Raw genomic sequence first — 20,717 nt, forward strand, 5'->3', positions numbered from 1 at the left:
TTATTAAGCGCATATCTATACTTTTATTAAACTCATAACGATCTCATTGAGTGATTTCATCGATTCTTCCCAGCTAGCAGGATTTTTATTGTATACTAAAGGACCAATAAAATTTTGATATCTCACTTTGAACTTCTGCTGTTCTTGAATTCGTTCAAAACCATATAAGAGCTCTTTATAAGGATCATCTCTAAATTGAGGGTGCTGGTTACCGAACTCTTTAATATCTATTTCAATGACTTCCTTGACTAATTTACTTATTTTGTCCTTATCTGCATTAGATTGATTTATGAGATGGAGATCGTAAATATGTCGAACCAATGTTTCATCTTCCTTTCTTGAAGGACTTCTTTCATAATCCGCGGTTCTTCTGAGTAAAGCCACCAGTTTTTCGCTGGCAGTAACTTCAATTGTTGCGCAATGACATTGAGGAATTTCTGGGGGTAATTTAAGCGTTTTTGAATACATAGAAGAAATGGGGACTGTAATAATTGAATCAAGGAGGGATGACTCTGTTATTTCTAATTGGATCTCAGGACGAATAGCACTTATGGTAGGGTGAAAACGAGGATATTTTATATAACATTGTAAATATTTGCCCTCATCACGCTTTCTGTCTTCACTCAACTCAAGTATTGTCTGTGCATCTAACAATGCATAAAGTTTTTGATGAAAATAACTACGTAATTTCCGTTGCTGACTTCTCGTTTCGTTTTGAACATCCGAGGATGGTATTAACTTGATATCCACATCTTCAGACATACGAAATGTGTCTATGTGAGCCTTGGATAAGCAAGTCCCTCCTGCAAAAACAATTGAATATTCAGGGTCATTGATTGAATAAAGCAACTTTAGTAATTGAATAGCATAGTAGTCTTTTTCTACGAGAACTGGTTCTTCTATACCAAGGGCATCTGCAACATCTGCAAAAATCGTAGGGTCTATTTCTTCCATTAAGAGCAAACAACCTTTAGGGTAAATTTATCTGTGCCAATTTTACGGTTAAACCTGCTTTTTACAACAACCTCAGCATTTGCGGGTATTTGTGTAGAGTTCGTCAAATAAGATTTCGTTGCATCGGAATATTGCCATTTTACACCAAGTCTTGTTAATGCTTCTTTAGAGATAGCTGTAAAACCGCCCTCAGCAGCAAGCATGGGTTTGCCGGTAATTCTATTTATTCTGGCTTTTGCATACAAACCATAACCTATTTTGAGCAACTTTCCTTCTCTGGATAATTCTTTTAATGCCCTGCCAACTTGATCATAATCACTTAATTGTTCAAAATCAGAGCGTAAAAAAACCTGCCGTTTAGATCGGCCTATCTTTTTCTCAATTCTACTTCTAAGTGATACGCGTGACATGACTATATTTCCGATAGTTTCTTACAACACAAGTATAGCAAAAATACGACACTTTTCAAAACAAAAATACGACACTTTATCTGATATGATATTTCTGTATGTAGCTCTATCTGATTGAATAAAAGTTTAGGGAACATGGGGTACAAGTGGGACAGTAGGGTTATTTAAGTAACAATTTCTTTGAATTTGTTTTCAATTGTTGACTTTAATTTTTAAACCACGTAATAATCTATTCGTTGTTTTAAATAGCTTTATGAAAATGGCTATAAAGCTATATGGATTTTTGGATAGAAAGTACCAGTGTTACTGGAATTTTCAAATTGGATTTATGGAAAAAGCCTCTTTGGCGGCATTTTATTGCCGATTGAAAATTCTTTTAATGACGAGGTATTACTATGTATAGAAAAAATGTATCCCGCTTACAATTCATCAACGAATTTGAATCAGCACCAGACTCTACTCTCTTTAATCAAAATACACTTGCCGCAGTTTTAGATTGCTCAGTTCAATTACTTGAGCGAAACCGATGGGCTGGTCAAGGTGTACCTTATATTAAAATTGGTCGTACGGTTCGATATCGCAAATCAGATATTCTCAATTATCTTCAACAACAATGCACTTATAACGTCCTTCAAGATGCTGTTTAGCAATTCTGTGATTAAGTCTTGTAATTGATTGGAAGGTGGTGGAACACCTTCCAGCGAACATTGTTGGAGAAAAAGAAAATGAATTCGAACCAAATATATCATGTAGATTTTAAACAGTCTAAACGCATTAAATCATTTCCCTATGCAGGTGGCTTGTTTCAATTAACCTCTGATGGGGTAATTTTTGTTGGAAAGGATAAAGACAATAACGAGCTACCTCCTCGATGGATATGCTCTTCTTTGTATGTGGTCGCTAAAACTCGGGACGCGCAAAGTGGTGAATGGGGCCGACTGCTCGAATGGGTCGATGATGATGGAGTGAAACATCAATGGGCAATGCCTTTGGCTTTATTACAAGGCGATTCTAGCGATGTAAGGCGAGAGCTTGCACGATTGGGATTGACTATTTCGCCCAGTAAAACTGCTAGGGATTTGTTAGCGTCTTATATACAAGTCTTTCCTGTTGAGGAGCGTGCTCGTTGTGTCGATAAACTGGGGTGGTATGAAGACGTTTTTGTTACCGCGAATGAAACTATTGGGCAATCCAGTGACAAGATCGTTTTTCAAAATGCGAATAGCCTTGAACCTGCTTTATCTGTTGCTGGTACTGTTGAGGAATGGAAGAATTCTGTTGCTCGCTTGGCAGATGGTAATTCCAGATTGGTCTTTGCAATATCTGCTGCCTTTGCCCCGAGCCTTGCCATGCTTATTGGGGAAGATTCGGGAGGGTTTCATTTTAGAGGTGCGTCTTCTTCTGGAAAAACAACAGCTTTAAAAGTTGCAGCTTCTGTTTGGGGTAATCCGAACAATTATATTCGTCTGTGGCGAAGTACAGCAAACGGATTAGAAGGATTAGCTGCTCTCCATAATGATGGATTATTAATCTTAGACGAACTGAGCCAGATGGATCCTAAAGAAGCCGGTGAGTGTGCTTACCTGCTTGCCAATGGTCAAGGTAAAACACGTGCCTCTCGTTGTGGTACAGCAAGACAATCCATGCGATGGTCATTACTCTTTTTATCGGCTGGAGAAGAGTCGTTAACTTCGTTAATGGCCAAAGCTGGGCAGCGATGCAATGCAGGTCAAGAAATTCGTTTGGCAGATATTGAAGCAGATGCTGGTGCGCAGATGGGATTATTTGAACAGTTACATGATCATATAAACCCAGCCTCTATGTCACTTGCGTTAAAAGAGATGTCCAGTAAATATCATGGTGCAGTTGGAATTGCATGGCTAGATAAAATTGTAAGTCATCGCAATGAATTAATACCCGTACTCGCCAATAAAATCCAAAAATTTGTAGCGAAGGTCACTAAACCCGAACATTCAGGTCAAATTCAACGAGTAGCCAGACGTTTTGCTTTAGTTGCCATGGCTGGGGAAATAGTGAGTCATTTTGAATTAACCGGTTGGAAACGAGGCACTGCATGCCAAGCAGCGGAAAAGTGTTTTAACGCTTGGCTAGAAGATTTTGGAGAGCATGGTAACCGAGAGGATCGAGCCATTCTGTCGCAAGTTCGTGCATTCTTTGAAAAAGAAGGGGCAAGTCGGTTTGAAAGCGAAAATCATCCCAATAGTGAACGCCTTTATAACAGAGCTGGCTTTTTTCGAACTGATAGCGAAGGTTTTCGGATTTTTATGGTTTTATCCGAGGTTTACAGGAAGGAGATTTGCCTAGGGTTTGAGCATAAAATGGTGAATAAAGTGCTTATTAATGCCGGCTGGATAGTTCCGGGTAATGATGGAAAAGCTTCACAAAAGCGACGAATTAAAGGGGTTGGCATTCCAAGATGTTATGTTTTTACCGAGAAAGTCTGGTCAGATGAATTCTAATTGTCCCACCCGTTCCACTCTCGTTTTTGATTGTGGAACGCCGTTATCCCAGTAATCATGCAGTTGTTCCACTTGTCCCATTTGTTCCACGTATTTTTTAGATGTCTGTAACAAACTCTATTCAATCTTCACAAATTACACATCAAAAATTGTGCTATATTTAATCTGGATCTGTGTCATGGAGAATATATATGCCAAGGAAACCGAATATTAGTGGGAAAAAATGGACACCTTCGGAATTGAGGAGATTAAAGCAATTAGTCCGAACTATAGATACTCCAGATATAGCAAAAGATTTAGAACGGAGTGAATCAGCCGTTAGAACCAAAGCTAGTGAAGAACACATCTCACTAAAGCCCAGAGACAGATAATTTCTATCAGACCGTCTTACTTATGGCGATGGAATAGTTAATCCTAAATGACTATATGCGACAACAATGGCTAACACTAAAAAAAGAAATCATTATATAACCCGGAAATTTTTAGAGGGTTTTTGCGATAACGATGGTCGTGTATGGACTTATCCTAAGGACAGTCCATCAGATCCTTTTGCAAACAGACCGGGTGATACAGCTGTTATAAACAAGCTCTATCATCTTCAACATAATGAGAATATAACTGCTGTAGAAGATTACTTTTCAGATAAAGTAGAAACACCGGCATCTAATGCATTAACAAAATTATTAAATAAAAAATTTCCCAATGCTGAAGAAAAAGAAAAGCTCTCGCTTTTTTGGGGCTTGCAAATGGTCAGAACTCCTTCATATATAAATCACTTAAATATAGAACAGTCTAGGTACTTAAGGTTTCATGCTCATACTCTTGCTTCAAATAAAGAGCATTTTTATGAGTCCTATAAAAGATTCGATCCAAATCTTAACGAAGATGAAATTGAAGAAGTACGACAATCAATGCTCACGGATGAATACACATATAAGATAAATAATGATTATCTTTTGAAAATCATGCTTGATTTAGGCTCAATAATTGCTTCACATTTATTACACATGAAATGGGCTCTTATAGAAAGTGATTCCAATAATCCCTTTATAGTTTCTGACAACTTTATGCATATTTATCATCCCAAGATTAATGATGGATTTTACAAAATAGGTTTGGGAATAAAAGATGTATGTGTCCATATCCCAATTTCAAATACATTATCTCTAATGTTGGTAAATAATGATCAGTTCAAGGAAGGCATAGTTTTTAATATTAATAATCCACCAGTAGTTAACAATAACTCTGTTGATCTCAAAAAACTTATAGAATCATTTAATAAATCAATGTTCATAAAATGCTATAAGTACGTATTTGCAAATTCAGATTCTGAAAAATTAAAACAATGCTTCCACAGTTTACTTGAAATGGCCAAGGAATTTGAAAAAGCAAAGTAGTATGGTAGCAAGCGCTCGACCTACACTGGCTATTTTTATCAATAATGTATTTGTCTTGTAATAAATCCTTTTAAGAGAAACATTTATTAAAGAGAAAATGGAGCGATTAAATGAGGAATTTTATTAAAGCAATGAATGAAATAGAAATGGTACTAATTTTTCTTTCGGCCTTTAATTACAAATCTACAGATGAAAATATAACTATAAAGAGTATAAGCCAAAATGACCATTCAAAAATTGACGTTTTACTTACACATTGCCAAGAAAACTATAATTTTCAAATTAAACAAATTCTTTATGACTCCGAAACCATAAGTACCTCAGAAAACAATAGTGTACAAGGATCAACAAAAGCTTTTATTAAATATTACAAAGGTGAAACTAAAACCACACCGGAATTATTAGTATTCGATAAGGTTCAAAGACCGGGAATTGATGTAATCAACGATTATATATCTGATAAGGTTACCAATTTATATCCAAGTGATATTAAAGAAAACCTTGATCTTCTTATCTATCTAGATACTCTTGCTTTAAAATTTACAGAAAAGTGCATTCATAATAATAAACAAAAATTAAAAACATTCGGATTTAGATCTATTGCTTGTGTTCATTCAATGAATTATGCATCTGTCATTTTCATTAGTGATAAGTCCCCAAAAATACTTAAAGAGAATTATGGAACCATATATGATTTGAAAAAAGGGGGTTTGATCTATTTTTGATATTTTTAATAAAAAATAAATATTTCATATTTTCAAACAAGTATTTAAGGTTTCATTATTCGACACATATTCGACACGTATTTTAAATTCTAAAATAAATTTTCATAACTCATTGATTCTACAATGCCGCTGCGCAGAATCGAACTGCGGACCTTTTGATTACGAATCAACTGCTCTACCGACTGAGCTACAGCGGCTCAAGGAAAAGTATACTTAAGTTAAATGATGATGCAACTGTGCGCATCGTTTGAGATTAATATTTTTTATAAAAAAACAAGGGACTATATTCTTTTTTATTGGGTTGATCTTCGATTAATATCCAAACCATGGCCTGCTCTGTAATAATTTTTATTAATTTAGTGAAAAAATATTCAAACAGGTAAAAAATGATTTATAATGTCGTCCTGATTAATTTTTTCTATCCATTTACTAAAAAATTTAGTGTAAATAGAAAAAATTTAGTTTTAAATTATTAAAGATGAATATAACATAGCGTCACCCAAAAATATGACAACCTGTGAGAAACAAACAGTCCGTGAAAAAGAGCAAGATAGCAATAGATAAACCCATTAAAGACAGTGGTTATAGCCGAAGATTGAAAGACCGTCATGTGCAACTTATAGCCTTGGGGGGAATTATCGGTTCGGGTTACTTTTTAGGCACGGGTGAAGTAATTAACCTGGTTGGCCCTGCTGTATTTTTAGCTTATATCCTGGGCGGATTGATTATTTTTCTAACCATGCTCTGCATGGGTGAGCTTGCGGTAGCAATTCCTATCTCAGGTTCCTTTGTTACCTATACTGCTGATTTTATTTCCCCATCAGTTGCTTGTGGCGTAGGATGGTCTTATTGGATCAGTTGGGTGGCGTACATCCCTGCCGAATGCGTTGCAGGGGGGATAATCATGGAGATGTTCACAGGAGTAAATGGTTATGTATGGGCTGTTTGCTTTGGTTTACTTATTACTTACATTAATCTTGCTAAAGTCGATACTTTTGGGGAGATCGAATTTTGGCTTGCTTTAATCAAAATCTTAGCTTTATTTGGGTTTGTTATTTTAGCTATCCTAATTTTCTTTGGTCTCATCAATGGCTCAGAATCGGGTGGATTTATTGGATCCAAGTACATCTTTGGTGATGGTGGGCTTCTTCCTAATGGCACCATGTCCTTATTGACCGCTATGGTTCTTTTATTGGTTAACTACCAAGGCTCAGAAATCATTGGCCTTGCTGCTGGAGAATCAGAAAATCCTGCGCGCATGATCCCTCATGCGATTCGAAATGTAACGTTAAGAATTCTTTTTATCTATATCATCCCCGTATTTTGTTTGGTATTAATTTTTCCCTGGCAAAAAGCAGGCTTATCCAATTCCGTTTTTGCTGATGCACTAAACTTTTACAATCTAAAATGGGCTGGTGCTGTGACCAGCTTTGTGACCCTAAGTGCGACTTTATCTTGTGCTAATTCCGGATTTTATGGCACCGTGCGGGCATTAAATGCCTTGGCACGTGATGGTATGGCACCGCACACTTTTGCTAAATTCAATCATAATTCAGTACCTCAAAATGCGGTCATCGCAACCTTAATTTTCATCTGGATTCTTTTAGGTGTAGGTTACTTTTTTGGACAAACAAAACTTTATATCGCCCTACTTCTAGTATCCGGATTTACCGGCACATTGGCATGGATTTCTTTATGCACATCACAAATTCGCTTTAGAAATCGACTATACCAAGCGGGATACACTACCGAAAATCTGCGCTATGTGACTCCCTATTCACCCTATACCGGCATTTTGGCAATTGTACTCATGCTCATTGCTTTGTTTTTCTTAGTATTGAATAAAGATCCCACCTATAAACTTGCTTTCTATATAGGCATGGTGAGCTTTGTAGTTCCCATCATAATCTATAAGATTTTTGATTTATCGAAGAAAAGGAAAAAAGCGCTTCACGTTAAAACTCGTGTTAAGTTTCAGGATCTTTTTCCTCCAGTTTAAAATGTGGCGTGTTGTGGTGAAGCGCCTGTCTCTTACTCACCTCTCTGTCCACGCCCGACAACGACTTGTTCCCGGTTAGCCCCGGGACCCCTGTTTTAGGGTACACTCTTGAATATCGAGGACAAGCTGCACGACTTCGGAGAGCCATGCTAGGCTAGCTTTTTAGAGAGGTACAGAAGCTTCAGATGAAGGACAGTAGCAGCCAGGACAGCGTGTTAGTTTATGCTCGAAACTCCGTACTCCGCTTCCTCTACCAAGGCTACACACTAGTTTGTAACTAATGCAACTTTTCTCCATTAGGAACTTTGGGGTCGGTTGTTATGAGACATATCGCGCCATTAGCATCAGAGAATCCAACTAATAAAAATTGAGAAGTAAAGCCCGCTATATTTTTTTCACCTAAGTTGACGCATCCAACCACAGAGCGACCTAATAAGGTTTCTGGCGTATAGTGCACGGTAACTTGGGCAGAGGTTTGTAATATGCCAATATCCTTCCCAAAATCCACCCAAACCTTATAAGCAGGTTTCTTTGCACGAGGAAATTCTTCAACCTTAACCACCGTGCCAGAGCGTAAATCAATTTTGGCAAAATCATCATAAGAAACAATCATCATCAATACCACTTCTTCAACCAATGAATACAATAAAACAAACGATACGCATCAACCCATTAAGATATTGGCACTGCGCTGTTTGTATTTAATTCAGGAACTAAGCTTTTCAATAAAATGAATAACTCGTCATCCTGATTTTCTTCACATGCTGAATGCAACAGGCGCATTGTTTGGATTAGTTCGTCCCAATTTAGCTCTCGGAATTTTGCCTTGAATAATTTTTCATGTTCGGTTGGCGCCAATTGTTCCGATTCGTGGAACAACTCTTCAAATAACTTCTCTCCTGGACGTAATCCCGTGTATTCAATCATGATGTCTTTTCCAGGCTCCTTCCCTGCCAAACGAATCATTTGCTCCGCTAAGTAGCTGATTTTAACGGGTTCGCCCATATCCAAAACAAAAATTTCTCCACCTTTTCCGTTAACCATGGCTTGCAAAATTAACTGGCATGCTTCGGGTATTGTCATAAAATATCGTTGCATATCAGGATGAGTTACTTTGATCGGCCCCCCGCTCAGTAATTGTTTTTGAAATAATGGAACGACACTTCCAGCCGAGCCCAAAACGTTTCCAAAACGGACCGTAATGAATTGAGTCTTAGACCTACCATCCAAGTTCTGACAATAGATTTCAGCCACACGCTTGGTAGTTCCCATAATATTGGTCGGATTCACTGCTTTATCCGTAGAAATCAAAATAAATTTTCCAACATTTACCGATACACTAGCCCTAGCAACAACCTGGGTTCCGAGCACGTTATTCATCACCGCAACACGTATTTGATTTTGCAAAAGAGGTACATGCTTATAAGCCGCAGCATGAAATACAATTTCAGGTTGAAAATTCACAAAGAAATGATTTACTGCTACTTCATCAGTAACACTCATCAACATGAATTCTATAGAAATATCTGGAAAGTTTTGTTTTAATTCCAGTTCAATTTGATACAGATTAAATTCACAGTTTTCAATAATTGCTAAGCTCTTGGGCTTAAGCGCTAAAATTTGTCGGCATAACTCTGATCCTATGGAGCCTCCCCCGCCAGTAACTAATACTCGTTTTCCAGCAATGCCCGCGGTTAACTTATCCCATTGCAAGTTAACTTGTTCCCTGCCTAACAGATCTTCTATGTTAACCGGCCTTAGTGCATTAACCTCCACTCTTCCAGAAGCTAAAGCATTAAGACTTGGAAGTGTGCTAAAAGGTGTTTTACTTTCTTCACAACACGTTACAATACGTCGCATCACTGAAGAGCTTGCTGAGGGAATCGCAATAAAAATCAAATCAATTGCATGCTCATTGACGCGCTGAGTAATTTGACTCGTAGTTCCTAAAACAGGTACTCCATGAACTTCCAAACCCCGTTTTGCTAGGTTGTCATCAATAAAACCGACAGGAATGTATTGCTTGGAGCGCTTTAAATCGCGAGCAAGACCTTCACCAGCCATCCCCGCACCAATAATAAGGACTCGTTTCAATTCAACTGATTTATTACTGCTGGCTTGCTTGTCCCAATAAATCCTCCGCAACATCCTGCAGCTGCAAAGAATAGTAGTTAAAATCATGCAATATAAGGGAAATACGGAACGGGGAACTTCGTGAAGCATTGACACTAAATACAAAACAGGAATTCCCAAGATCGTAGCAGTCAACGTAGCCTTTAAAATTCTCACTACATCATTTAACGAAAAAAAGCGCCATAAACCACGATATGTTTTAAAATAAAAGAAACAGGCAACCTGTATTGCTGTCAATAAAGTTAAACCAATAACTGAATGAGTCGAAGTCACTATTTTAGGAAATGGCTGCATGTTATAACGCAACCAATATGCAACATACCATGCTACCGGAATAGCGAGTAAATCACACAAAAGAACAGGTAATTTTTTATACAATTTTTGTAAAAATACTGACATCTTTTGTATCATACGAGAATCCTTCACTCATTTTTATTACTAGCGAAATAGTACACTATATTTCTACATTTATCATGTCAAAAAATAGAAACCCCTGGAAAACCTTAGATAAAACTATTGCTTTTTAGATGGAAGAATAATTTCATATACTTCATAACGATATATCGAATCGGAACTACTACTCTCATAGGTTACACCGAGTTTATAGTGATATTTGTTCAACCGTGTTTTCAAACAAGCGTCACTCGGTGTATAGATAATTTTTCCGTGTTTGGTAAGCGAAGTTAAAATGATAATTTGGGGCTTTTTTTGCCAAATGCGTTCACAAAAGTGCTGATACATATTCTGGGAAGAATGGTGGGTCATTTCTAAATTATTTAGACAATAGGAATCAATAAAATTTAGCCGACTGGCATAAGGAATCAATCCACTGTCCGCCAAAACAACCCAATCCCCAGTAGCAGCATGGTTATTTAACCAATCTACTATCTTATTGCGTAACAGTTCTCCTTGAACCGGATTTTGACTGAAATAGCGATAATCGGCCAAACTCATTTTTGGAATTAAAAGGCCTAAAATAACAACAGCACTTAAATAAAAAAGTAATGAGGAAGTAGCTTCTCTTTTGCCTCGGAAAACAGACAGGAGAATGCTAATTCCTTGAACTACTAAAGGAAGGAGCAAAGCAAAAGCAGGTAAAAAAAGCCGATTTTCAAAAGCTACAACAGGGTCTGAATCGGCCAACATAATGAGATAGGCAACACTAGGTAACCATAAAAAATAATGGCGTTTATCTTTAGCCTTAATACAAGCTGGCATAGCTAAAAGAGCTAAAGGCCAAATCAATTTAAGGTAGTGAAGATCCAAAGCAAAGGTAAATGCTTTAGATAATCCCTTACAATACACTGAATTGGGGAATAGAAATCCAAAATAAATGAGACGCCAAACAAAATAAGAGCCATAGAATAAAACCAGCGTAATACAAAAAAGCAAAACCCCAACTTGATAGTGCCTTATTTCCTCCCTAGGTCTATCCCAATACATTAAAATAAAAAATAAAACCATGAATGCAGGGGCTTCTGGCCGTGTCATTCCAGCAAGCGCAAGCAAAATCCCAGCACCTATGAAATAAGCATTTATTGCGACTCCGCGTGGGTTAGGCGCAAATCGATACCCCATGCCTTTGAAACAACAATAGACGGTTCCGCATAAGAGGGCTTCGTACACTGTGGTTTCCAAACCACTGGTAGCCCATATAATTTGCCCTTTATAGAGTAACAGCCCCAAACAAGGCAAAAGTGATTCACGTTGTGAAAACCAAAATCGACTAATTAAATAAATGAAACAGCAGGTAATAAAAAGACCTATTAATCCTGCCATTTTTAAAACAACCACTGGATTACCTTTGAACAGAAGTGTTAAAGCCCCTAAAGCAACAAAGCTAAAATTGGAATAACCTTCTACTGGAGGAGCGTGCAAATTCCATAAAAGCCCCTCTCCTGCTGCCCAATGCTTGGCGTAACGTAACGAGATAAACATATCGTCAATGGTAAACGGCCAGATTGCTTGTATTTGCAAAACAAATAGATAGAAAAATAATACAATAAGAATGCTATCATACCATTGAAACCGAGGTTTCATTGAGCCAAAGCCATAAAGGTCAAGACGACAAAACACCAAAGATTGATTCGTGACAATCGATCACTTAAAAAAACAATAACGGGATCATCATTTTCAATATCTTGCGTTGCCAGCCAGGCAAAACGCCACAATGCAATTGCTGCAAAGGGTACTGTTAACATAAAATAAAATGACTCATCACGAGCATAGATAATATATAAAACGTAAGTAATAAAACTGCTAAATCCTATTGCTACAATCAGCCAATGAAGGACTAAAGGATTATATTTCTTCAACACTTTGCGAGTAGCATGCTTTAATCCTAACTGCATCTCCATTCGCCGTTTATTTAAAGCAATAAAGAGACTAAGTAAGGTTGCTGCTCCAATTAACCAAGTAGAAATAGGTAATCCAATACCCAAAGTTCCAGCTAATACGCGCAGCATAAATCCTGCGGCAATACAAAGCACGTCAACGATAGGAATGAGCTTGAACAGATGGTTATAGGCGACATTAATTACTAAATAAATGCAAAGAATAATAGCCAGTTTCTTCGAAATCAGCCATCCCAAAGTTAGTCCAGTCAGTAGCAATAAAAACAACATGAAAATCGCTTCAGATACAGAAACTTTCTCACTCGCTATAGGCCTATGTCGTTTGTGAGGATGCAAGCTGTCTTCGGTTCTGTCTTCAATATCATTATAAACATAAACAGCACTTGAAATTAGGCAAAAAGCTAAAGAAGCAAGTAACGCCGGAATAAAATATCCAGGAGTCGGTGTATAACAAAACCCAAGCATCACAAAGACTGCTTTAGCCCAGTGAGACACTCGAAGAAGCATAAACAAATGTTTCAGCCTTTCCGTGAAACTCACATTTTTCACATCATTCATCGATTCACTCACCTTATCTATTCCTGTAAAATGGAGCTAGGGCGGAGTAACGCATAAGCTGCCCTCCCCCTGAACATAACAAAGGATCTCCCATCGTCACACGATATTGCAGCGCGGAAAAACCTCGCTATGCGGGATGATGAGCCTATGTACTTCACACCACATACAATAACTATAGTCATTAAGCTTAAAAGTATCATAATCCTGAAAAAATGCATCATTTCAATAGGTTAATTGCTAAATAAAATAAAAACTTTCAACATATTGAAACAATTTAGTAAAAAATAGCCAAATAACATTGCAATTATACAATTACGAAGTAAGATAAAATATACAAAAAAGGAATTTACGCGTATCACGCAAAAAGAATGCCAATGGACGGGGGATATCATGCACTTTATTCTTGCACCTGGATGTATCGCTAAGTTTGACCATTTACGTAAGGATTATGAAGCAGAACGGCATGTTGATTTGAATGCAAAGCCTTCAATGATAGGCACACCCGTTTTTTTTGGTGGAACTGATGTTGTCAGCCGTAGTAAACAAGTTGCCTTTTTAGAAAAAGTAAAAGCGGTGCTTAAAGTTCACTTACTCCATGAGGAAGACATAAAAACACCTCTGCAACGACAAGCATACATCATTGCAGAACGCTTTATGATTGCAGCGTGTTTGTTTGTGCAATCTCAAATTGGCAGTTCCAAACGAAATTCTGCTTTATACCGAATCATCGAAGACAATTTGGGAGTAACTACTGAAAACTTCCTGGATGATGAAGATAAAGAAACGTGTTATTTGACTGCAGAGCGGCTCCTTAAAACGCCAAGTGCCTTTGAGCATGCCAATATAGCATTAGGAAAAGATGGGCATAAGCCATTTACTGAAAAAGAATGGAATGATTTTGCTGAATTTTTGAAAGAGATGTGCCATAAAAAGGAAGTTCCGGATCAAGTCAGAAACTTTCCTGTTATTTCATTTACCCAACCCTTATTTGGAGCAGCTTTTTCTTATGTAGGAGCTACTGTAGGTGTCGTCCTGGCCGAGGGAGTAAGTAATTCTACCACCGCAATATCACCTAGAGTTCAATTAACCGCTCTCGTCGGGAGTACTTTATTAATTTTTAGTCCTGCCGGAACAACTGGTGTCGCTCTTTTTGCACCCGTAATTGCCACAAGGCTCCTCACTTCATTTTGTACTATCAGTTTGGCCCATCTAATGGGAACAGCAGCAGGATATTTAGGGCAAGGAGTAGGCATTGGTATAGGGTTTCCTTTTGATGCCGCATACAATTTACTTTGGTCCGTTTGCTCACTAATAAGCAATTATTACAGCAAAATACCAGAGCTTGCTCCAATAGATGGAATACGTATTGCAGACGGTGCAACAATTATTGCGGGTATACCGGTTCAATTAGTTCCTGAAAATGCATTACCTGAAGGTTGTACTAAAAAAATCCTTGAAATAACTGAAAAGGGTGAAATTCGCATTGAAGGCGAAGAAGTAAAAGAATCACAAAAACCAATGCAAATTCCTCCTGAAGTTATCGAGGAACTAAAGAAACAATTAGCAAGTCGTACGCAGACACAAGAAAAACCAGAGATTAAACAAGAACCCGAACAAGGAAGTAAAAGCGAGGAAGCGGAATCGGATACCTTTAGCTTGGTTTAAGTGGTTTAAATGGAAGTACGCATTGAACTGGGTGCATCTGCACCCAGCAAACTAGTTTAAGGACGATTATCAATTTCTTTGCGTTGGCTAGGCATGAAGTCTTTTCTATCAAGCCCCATTGCTACAGCCAAAGCTCCAGCAACATAAATCGAAGAATAAGTACCGATAACAATACCAATGATCAACGCCAGAGAAAATCCATGGATTGCTTCACCTCCATAGATAAACAGGGCAAGCACAACAAAAAGCGTCAATGTTGAAGTCATAATGGTTCGTGATAGAGTTTGGTTTATCGAAATATTCATAATTTCGATTGATGTGGCACGACGTACCTTAACAAAATTCTCACGCACTCTATCGAAAACCACGATGGTATCATTTAGAGAATAACCTATTACTGCCAATAAGCCTGCCAGTGCTTTCAAATCAAATTCAATGCCAAAAAAAGCAAAGATACCTAATATTAATACTGGATCATGGACGAGTGCCACCGCAGAGCTCACTGCAAGTCGGTACTCAAAGCGCATGGCGATATAAATCATTGTTGCTAGTAAGGAAACAACAACCGCAAGGGCACCTTTAGTTGCTAATTCTTGCCCTACTTGTGGCCCGACAAAATCCACTCTTTGTTTTACAGCACCTGGAAGAGCACTCATAACTTGGTCTACTAGACGTGCTTGCTCTTTATCTTCCCGAGGGGCAATACTGATTAGTACGTCTTTAGAGGTTCCATAGCTCACAACTTGAGCCTCTTTGAATCCTGCCTTACTCAGACTTTCTCTAATCGAGGGCAAGTCTGCCGCAGAAGAATAAGAAACTTCAATTTGGGTTCCACCTGTAAAATCAAGACCCCACTTTAAGCCATGAATTGCTAAAGCACCTATAGAAACCACAAAGATCAATATGGAGAATATCGCCGTCCAGCGACGAGCACCCATAAAGTCCACATTTGAATTTGGATTAAAAAATTCCATCTGAGCCCCGCCTTAAATACCAATAGATAATTTCTTAACAGCTCTACCACCATAATACCAATTTACAATAGCCCGAGTATAAGTAATGCCTGTTAACATGGAAGTGATCAACCCTAAAGAAAGAGTTACAGCAAATCCGCGTACGGGTCCTGTACCCACAGCAAATAAAATGATGGCTACGATTAATGTAGTTACGTTCGCATCAAGAATGGTAGCAAATGCGCGCTCGTATCCTGCATAAATTGCAGCTTGCGGTGATAATCCATGACGCAGTTCCTCTCGAATGCGTTCGTAAATCAATACGTTCGCATCGACAGCCATCCCCACTGTCAATACAATTCCCGCGATACCCGGCAAAGTTAATGTGGCATCGATCACAGACAATAAAGCACAAAGCAATACTAGGTTAAGTAACAATGCAATATCAGCAATGAGACCAAAAAGTCGATAATAGACCAGCATCAAGATCAGAATTAAGCCCATTCCCACTTGTAAAGAAACAATACCTCTACGAATATTTTCTTTACCTAAAGTAGGACCTACAGTGCGCTCTTCAATAGGATAGATGGCAGCAGGTAAGGCTCCTGCTCTGAGCAATAAAGCCAAGTTACTTGCTTCTTTACTGTCAGCGAGTCCAGTAATCTGAAAATTGTTTCCTAAAGCATTTTGGATCACTGGAGCACTAATCACACGCTCCTCTCTATGGGTAATCCTTTTTTCCTCTCCATTGACAGTTTGTATGCTATTTTTTGTTTCAACATAAACAATAGCCATCCGTTTGCCAATGTTCTCGCGAGTCACTTTGGTAAACAGACTTTCACCACCCCCACCAAGTTGTATTTGTACTGCTGGAGTTGCTGTTTGCTGATCAAAACTAGAAACTGCTGAAGTAATTGAATCACCACTCAATACCACTTGTCTCTTTAACAAAATAGGACGTCCATCCATCATGAGTAATTTATCATTGACAGGGATAGCTCCTGTTTGCTTCGCAATTTGTGGGTCATTATCCTGATCCACTAAGTAAAATTGTAGGGTTGCTGTTCCGCCAAGAATTTGTTTTGCACGGGCCGCATCTTGAATTCCAGGTAAGTCAACAGCGACACGGGTTGCTCCTTGTTGCTGAACGACCGCTTCACCAACACCTAACTCATTAACTCGGTTGCGTAAAATACTCATTGTTTGCTCAATTGTATTTTGACGCATGCTGTTCAATTCGACTGGTGTAATCGATGCCATAAATTCATTATCTGTTTTACTTTTTGCGAAAACAAGATCAGGAATTTTTTCCTTTAAACCTATATAGGCATTATTCATAGATTCACTATCGCGGAAATGTAAACTAACGCCTTTATCTGCTATATAACGAATACCTGTATAACGAATACCAAGATCTCGCAATTCTTGGCTAATGTTTTTCATGATCCCTTCATAACGTCGGCTAATCACACTGTCCACATCAACTTCTAACAGAAAGTGCACTCCTCCTCGTAAATCCAAACCTTGCTTCATAGGTGCAGCACGAATAGAGTCCAACCAATTGGGTGTAGAAGGAGCCAAATTCAGGGCTACAGTATACTGGGAGCCTAAAGAATTTTTAATGGCGTCGCGAGCTAATAACTGGGAATCAGTAGATGAAAAAACGACTTCAACCGCTTCGCTTTGAGCGATGATTGATTGAAAAGGTAGTTTATCTTTTTGTAAGAGCGCTTCTACCTGATTCTTTAATTCATCATAATCTACAGGCGTTTCAGACGAAATTTGTACTACAGGATTCTCTGTATACAAATTGGGTATGGCGTAAATAAACCCAACGACTGCAATAACAATCAGCATTAGGTTTTTCCATAGAGGATATTTATTTTGCATTTCCGTGTGTCCCTATGACTTTATTTAAAGCGATTTTAAAGTGCCTTTGGGCAATACAGTGCTTACTGCGCCTCTTTGTATATTAATCTCAACACCTTCTGCAAGACTGATCTTGATGTATTGGTCATCCAGACTAACTACTTTAGCTAAAATACCACCTGAAGTAACGATTTCATCACCTTTCTTTAAACGGCTTATTAATTCACGATGTTCTTTTGCTCTTTTATTTTGAGGTCTTATAAGCATAAAGTAGAACAACACAAAAATAGCAGCGATCATAACGAGCGAAAAAGTTCCATCTGCTTGAGGCGCTGCTGTAGTCCCCGCTGCAGCCAGAGCATCGCTAATAAAAAAACTCATACTGTCTCCTTTAATCTACTATTGATAACCGCGTGACATCATATAGTGAATTGACCTTAAGGTAAATGAATCTATGTGGAAATTAAAAGAGTTTTTCATTATTTAAATGGGCGCTGCTTCATGCCCCAGATTATTATAGAAGTGATTTCTTGTGATACAAAAGAACAAGGGCAGCTAAGCTGCCCTCACCTTACGCCCAAGCCCCAATAACCTAGCCTAGCTGGTTTTTATCTAAATACTTGTAAAATATTAGATTCAATGATGTTGTGATTTTTGGAATCAACTTCAGGAACGACTTCTGCTCTGCTAAAAAATCTTGCGAAAAGCTCTGTTTTCAGTTTTGAATCCTTTTTTAATAAATATTGACCCCTTTCACAGGAGTTATTTTGAATTTTTTCCCAGTCTCTGTCTTTTTCTTCTTCAAATGGTTCTGTATTTGTCTTTGTTTTCTCTATACCTGCAATGTTTATATGTTTAGTCGCATCAAGAAAAATCGACTCTGCTACTTCATAGGGTATTTCAATCCCATTTATTTCAATTAACCTATTGCTTATATAGAAAAGATAATGAGCATGTTTTTTTAATTCTAAACAGTATCTGATAAATGCCACATCCTCAGCTATAGAATGCTCTAGCCTAGTCATTACCTCTTTTGTTGTCATACTTTTTCTAATAAAAATATGCTCTTCCGCATAAAATTTAAGAAGAAAAAGAGTTCCATCACTCAAACATTGGTCAAGTTGGAGGCTATGAATGTCTTGTCGACAGGATTTCAATAACTGATATAGGGCACACAATAGAAGATATAACAGGAAGAGAAAAATAATTCCGAGAAGTGTCACACCTATAGCTTCAGGGAGAGTATAGTAGAGCATCGCTTCTGAACAATATTCATTATGCAATTGTATGCACTCATCCGGTCTCAAATCATTGTGACGACTACATTCATCAACAATCGAATAGTTGGGATCCATGAGGGTTCCATTGAGTGCATAACAGGTAGAATTTCTACCAGCATTGGTACTTACTACTAAATTTTTCCAAAGATCTTCAAGCTGTGATTTTTTTATGAATCGAGTAATAAAATCATATAATAAATAACTATAACCTCCTCCCCAAGCCCCACTTAAAAGAGTAGTAGTTGCTACCATTTTTATACTCGATTTTTGACCGCTCGTTAATTTAGGCTCCGCTTTAATAAGCTCAAAACAACGATTTAGATCTATTTGACGGAATTTAAGTTCAGTTAATAAAAGGTCATGTTCTCCAATAGGTTCTATTTCAGGATAATCAGGCTTAGGCACCATTTGGGTTTCAATCGCTCCCTTCTCTTCCTTTTCTCTGGAGACTAGGGGTTGAGCTTCGAGATCAAATTTATCGTTAGCTTTTTCCTTTCCTTTAGAAAATAGTCCAAACATTTCTACCCTTGTTTATATTTTTAGTATCATCCAATCCATAAAAGCATTTGCTGGCTTTCACGCTATAATTTTTCAGTTCAGTATTTTCCACTCCCTTTGACGAAGATGCTTTTCTTTTTTCATCTACATTAGCCAATATTGCCAGTACAGGGGCGCAGTCATATAACAAAACTCTTATGTGAGACAAAAGATGGGGGTCAGTATCCAATGTTAAAAATGACTCGTCAAGGTAAAATAGGATCAAGATATTTTATTTGAAAACAATAAGATACTTGATAAAAAGTTTTCACTTTTACTGTTAAAAAGCCTTAAAATAATCTCTAATTTTAAGCTGCAGGAACTTAAACTTATTTTTTACTTAGAAAAATAAAGTCGCAGCTTCAAATCCAAATTAAAGCGATAACATGTGCAGCAAGCGTAGACTGGGCTGAAAAGCTTGTCTCGGCAACAACAATCGATCAATGTTCCCATTAACATCATAATTTCGTATTATTGCATCCTATTTTTCTAGAGAATAATGGTATGAAACTGAGTGATTTAAAAGCAATGACGGAACTCTCTGAACTGATGTATGAGCAAGTTGATAAATCTTCATTTAAAGAATTAACAGAATTTATGGGAACTTTCAGTGAAATTTATTCTCTATTTCAAACTAGAGAACGCTATAAACTGGATAATGCTGATATTCCATCTGAGCTCAAGGCTTTTTTTGATGAAAATGATTCTGAACTTGATCTATTAAGCCGAAAGACTTTAGCTTTGGCGGATTCTATAGACGATGAGTTTAAAAAATTTCGTTCATCTGAGAACTCTTCTCTAGTTGGACAATTTTTTTCATTCTTTGTGCAATCGGATTCTAATCATAAAGTATCGTCAAGCAGTATCTATAATACCGGAATGAGTCAAACAACGAGTAGCACTTCAGTTACCCTGGATAGCATTCTAAAGAGATACAAAACAAAAGATAAAAATGTCGCCCTCAGAAGAGCAGCTCACCAAGGAAGTGTTGCGGATGTTGAGTTGCTAATTAATAACTTCGGGGCCGATATTAACAACAAAAGTAGTAATGGTTTTACGGCTTTGGACTGGGCTTTTTATAATAATCAGATGGAGCCACACGGTGTTTTTAATACATTATGCTGGCTAGGAGCAGATCAATCCACTCTTAGGCCTCTTCTTGAAAAATATGTAACCGATGATGAGTCTGAATTTCCTACAAAGGATATTGCCCTAGCAAGAGCCATGGAACAAGAAAATCAAAAAGATATCCGCGTATTAGTCGATAAATACAAGGCAGACATTGAAAAAGCTCAAGAAATTTTGGATGCTAAAACATCATCTCTAAGCTTCTTCTGATAAAAGTACTCATTAAGGAAGAAATCGCGGTATAGTTCAAGTTTCATGATTACATTTAAATATTA

The 20,717-nt window shown here is 37.7% G+C and carries 18 protein-coding genes and 1 tRNA gene; 8 read left to right on the forward strand and 11 right to left on the reverse strand.

From position 1 onward, the window contains the following. Positions 1 to 15: 15 nt before the first annotated feature. Together ACF8MK_RS16575 and ACF8MK_RS16580 are read right to left on the reverse strand one after the other, a co-directional pair. Positions 16 to 954 (reverse strand): nucleotidyl transferase AbiEii/AbiGii toxin family protein, encoded by a 939-nt coding sequence (locus tag ACF8MK_RS16575; protein ID WP_392537588.1) that lies wholly within the window; start codon positions 952 to 954, stop codon positions 16 to 18. Next, positions 954 to 1,364, reverse strand: a complete 411-nt coding sequence (locus ACF8MK_RS16580) for a DUF6088 family protein (RefSeq protein ID WP_392537589.1) — start codon at positions 1,362 to 1,364, stop codon at positions 954 to 956. Before ACF8MK_RS16580 ends, ACF8MK_RS16575 begins: the two co-directional genes overlap by 1 nt. A gap of 395 nt (positions 1,365 to 1,759) precedes the next feature. Here ACF8MK_RS16580 and ACF8MK_RS16585 point away from each other — a divergent pair, with 395 nt between their 5' ends. The 5 genes from ACF8MK_RS16585 to ACF8MK_RS16605 all read left to right on the forward strand — a co-directional run bounded on the left by ACF8MK_RS16585 (position 1,760) and on the right by ACF8MK_RS16605 (position 5,966). Continuing rightward, entirely contained in the window at positions 1,760 to 2,011 is a 252-nt protein-coding gene (locus ACF8MK_RS16585; protein ID WP_392537590.1) for a helix-turn-helix transcriptional regulator, read from the forward strand. A 78-nt stretch (positions 2,012 to 2,089) separates the two neighbouring features. Beyond that, entirely contained in the window at positions 2,090 to 3,844 is a 1,755-nt protein-coding gene (locus tag ACF8MK_RS16590) for a DUF927 domain-containing protein (protein ID WP_392537591.1), read from the forward strand. Positions 3,845 to 4,035: 191 nt separating this feature from the next. Beyond that, a complete protein-coding gene (locus ACF8MK_RS16595) occupies positions 4,036 to 4,215 on the forward strand; it encodes a hypothetical protein (protein WP_392537592.1) in 180 nt (59 codons plus the stop codon). Between the two features lie 66 nt (positions 4,216 to 4,281). After that, positions 4,282 to 5,241 (forward strand): DUF4238 domain-containing protein, encoded by a 960-nt coding sequence (locus ACF8MK_RS16600; RefSeq protein ID WP_392537593.1) that lies wholly within the window; start codon positions 4,282 to 4,284, stop codon positions 5,239 to 5,241. Between the two features lie 110 nt (positions 5,242 to 5,351). Further along, complete coding sequence (locus tag ACF8MK_RS16605) at positions 5,352 to 5,966, forward strand: hypothetical protein (protein WP_392537594.1); 615 nt, start codon at positions 5,352 to 5,354, stop codon at positions 5,964 to 5,966. Positions 5,967 to 6,090: 124 nt separating this feature from the next. On the opposite strand, the gene ACF8MK_RS16610 is transcribed toward ACF8MK_RS16605, so the two are convergent. Beyond that, a tRNA-Thr gene (locus ACF8MK_RS16610) sits at positions 6,091 to 6,163 on the reverse strand. Positions 6,164 to 6,483: 320 nt separating this feature from the next. Between ACF8MK_RS16610 and ACF8MK_RS16615 the strand changes: the two genes are divergently transcribed. Further along, the gene (locus tag ACF8MK_RS16615; protein ID WP_392537595.1) at positions 6,484 to 7,965 is read left to right on the forward strand and encodes an amino acid permease; all 1,482 of its coding nucleotides are present in this window, start codon (positions 6,484 to 6,486) and stop codon (positions 7,963 to 7,965) included. A gap of 277 nt (positions 7,966 to 8,242) precedes the next feature. Here ACF8MK_RS16615 and ACF8MK_RS16620 read toward each other — a convergent pair whose 3' ends face one another. The 4 genes from ACF8MK_RS16620 to ACF8MK_RS16635 all read right to left on the reverse strand — a co-directional run bounded on the left by ACF8MK_RS16620 (position 8,243) and on the right by ACF8MK_RS16635 (position 13,010). Continuing rightward, positions 8,243 to 8,578 carry a tRNA-binding protein gene (locus tag ACF8MK_RS16620; RefSeq protein WP_028382115.1) on the reverse strand — a complete coding sequence of 112 codons (336 nt, stop codon included), beginning with the start codon at positions 8,576 to 8,578 and terminating at the stop codon, positions 8,243 to 8,245. A gap of 59 nt (positions 8,579 to 8,637) precedes the next feature. Then, complete coding sequence (locus ACF8MK_RS16625) at positions 8,638 to 10,509, reverse strand: polysaccharide biosynthesis protein (protein WP_392537596.1); 1,872 nt, start codon at positions 10,507 to 10,509, stop codon at positions 8,638 to 8,640. A 102-nt stretch (positions 10,510 to 10,611) separates the two neighbouring features. After that, entirely contained in the window at positions 10,612 to 12,138 is a 1,527-nt protein-coding gene (locus ACF8MK_RS16630; RefSeq protein ID WP_392537597.1) for a protein LphB, read from the reverse strand. Beyond that, complete coding sequence (locus ACF8MK_RS16635; RefSeq protein WP_392537598.1) at positions 12,135 to 13,010, reverse strand: decaprenyl-phosphate phosphoribosyltransferase; 876 nt, start codon at positions 13,008 to 13,010, stop codon at positions 12,135 to 12,137. The genes ACF8MK_RS16630 and ACF8MK_RS16635 overlap by 4 nt, the downstream gene beginning before the upstream one ends. A gap of 390 nt (positions 13,011 to 13,400) precedes the next feature. Between ACF8MK_RS16635 and ACF8MK_RS16640 the strand changes: the two genes are divergently transcribed. After that, positions 13,401 to 14,675: a hypothetical protein gene (locus ACF8MK_RS16640; protein ID WP_265702850.1), complete on the forward strand. Its 1,275-nt coding sequence runs from the start codon at positions 13,401 to 13,403 to the stop codon at positions 14,673 to 14,675. 56 nt (positions 14,676 to 14,731) lie between these two features. Here ACF8MK_RS16640 and secF read toward each other — a convergent pair whose 3' ends face one another. From secF to ACF8MK_RS16660, 4 genes are all read right to left on the reverse strand, one after another. Continuing rightward, a complete protein-coding gene (secF, locus tag ACF8MK_RS16645) occupies positions 14,732 to 15,649 on the reverse strand; it encodes a protein translocase subunit SecF (RefSeq protein ID WP_265711478.1) in 918 nt (305 codons plus the stop codon). Between the two features lie 12 nt (positions 15,650 to 15,661). Further along, positions 15,662 to 17,518 (reverse strand): protein translocase subunit SecD, encoded by a 1,857-nt coding sequence (gene secD / locus ACF8MK_RS16650; RefSeq protein WP_392537599.1) that lies wholly within the window; start codon positions 17,516 to 17,518, stop codon positions 15,662 to 15,664. 24 nt (positions 17,519 to 17,542) lie between these two features. Continuing rightward, entirely contained in the window at positions 17,543 to 17,878 is a 336-nt protein-coding gene (gene yajC / locus ACF8MK_RS16655) for a preprotein translocase subunit YajC (RefSeq protein ID WP_058387535.1), read from the reverse strand. Between the two features lie 227 nt (positions 17,879 to 18,105). Then, the gene (locus tag ACF8MK_RS16660; protein WP_392537600.1) at positions 18,106 to 19,296 is read right to left on the reverse strand and encodes a hypothetical protein; all 1,191 of its coding nucleotides are present in this window, start codon (positions 19,294 to 19,296) and stop codon (positions 18,106 to 18,108) included. A 522-nt stretch (positions 19,297 to 19,818) separates the two neighbouring features. On the opposite strand from ACF8MK_RS16660, the gene ACF8MK_RS16665 reads away from it, so the two are divergent. Further along, positions 19,819 to 20,652 (forward strand): ankyrin repeat domain-containing protein, encoded by an 834-nt coding sequence (locus tag ACF8MK_RS16665; RefSeq protein ID WP_392537601.1) that lies wholly within the window; start codon positions 19,819 to 19,821, stop codon positions 20,650 to 20,652. The last annotated feature ends 65 nt before the right edge of the window (positions 20,653 to 20,717 follow it).

This window comes from Legionella sp. 227 (assembly GCF_043161935.1).
Taxonomy (GTDB): domain Bacteria; phylum Pseudomonadota; class Gammaproteobacteria; order Legionellales; family Legionellaceae; genus Legionella; species Legionella sheltonii.

Excerpts from the sequence above, each read along its gene's own strand:
- ACF8MK_RS16575 (WP_392537588.1), bottom strand. The coding sequence starts at position 954 with ATGGAAGAAATAGACCCTACGATTTTTGCAGATGTTGCAGATGCCCTT.
- ACF8MK_RS16580 (WP_392537589.1), bottom strand. The coding sequence starts at position 1,364 with ATGTCACGCGTATCACTTAGAAGTAGAATTGAGAAAAAGATAGGCCGA.
- ACF8MK_RS16585 (WP_392537590.1), top strand. The coding sequence starts at position 1,760 with ATGTATAGAAAAAATGTATCCCGCTTACAATTCATCAACGAATTTGAA.
- ACF8MK_RS16590 (WP_392537591.1), top strand. The coding sequence starts at position 2,090 with ATGAATTCGAACCAAATATATCATGTAGATTTTAAACAGTCTAAACGC.
- ACF8MK_RS16595 (WP_392537592.1), top strand. The coding sequence starts at position 4,036 with ATGCCAAGGAAACCGAATATTAGTGGGAAAAAATGGACACCTTCGGAA.
- ACF8MK_RS16600 (WP_392537593.1), top strand. The coding sequence starts at position 4,282 with ATGGCTAACACTAAAAAAAGAAATCATTATATAACCCGGAAATTTTTA.
- ACF8MK_RS16605 (WP_392537594.1), top strand. The coding sequence starts at position 5,352 with ATGAGGAATTTTATTAAAGCAATGAATGAAATAGAAATGGTACTAATT.
- ACF8MK_RS16620 (WP_028382115.1), bottom strand. The coding sequence starts at position 8,578 with ATGATTGTTTCTTATGATGATTTTGCCAAAATTGATTTACGCTCTGGC.
- ACF8MK_RS16625 (WP_392537596.1), bottom strand. The coding sequence starts at position 10,509 with ATGATACAAAAGATGTCAGTATTTTTACAAAAATTGTATAAAAAATTA.
- ACF8MK_RS16630 (WP_392537597.1), bottom strand. The coding sequence starts at position 12,138 with ATGAAACCTCGGTTTCAATGGTATGATAGCATTCTTATTGTATTATTT.
- ACF8MK_RS16635 (WP_392537598.1), bottom strand. The coding sequence starts at position 13,010 with ATGAATGATGTGAAAAATGTGAGTTTCACGGAAAGGCTGAAACATTTG.
- ACF8MK_RS16640 (WP_265702850.1), top strand. The coding sequence starts at position 13,401 with ATGCACTTTATTCTTGCACCTGGATGTATCGCTAAGTTTGACCATTTA.
- secF (WP_265711478.1), bottom strand. The coding sequence starts at position 15,649 with ATGGAATTTTTTAATCCAAATTCAAATGTGGACTTTATGGGTGCTCGT.
- secD (WP_392537599.1), bottom strand. The coding sequence starts at position 17,518 with ATGCAAAATAAATATCCTCTATGGAAAAACCTAATGCTGATTGTTATT.
- yajC (WP_058387535.1), bottom strand. The coding sequence starts at position 17,878 with ATGAGTTTTTTTATTAGCGATGCTCTGGCTGCAGCGGGGACTACAGCA.
- ACF8MK_RS16660 (WP_392537600.1), bottom strand. The coding sequence starts at position 19,296 with ATGTTTGGACTATTTTCTAAAGGAAAGGAAAAAGCTAACGATAAATTT.
- ACF8MK_RS16665 (WP_392537601.1), top strand. The coding sequence starts at position 19,819 with ATGAAACTGAGTGATTTAAAAGCAATGACGGAACTCTCTGAACTGATG.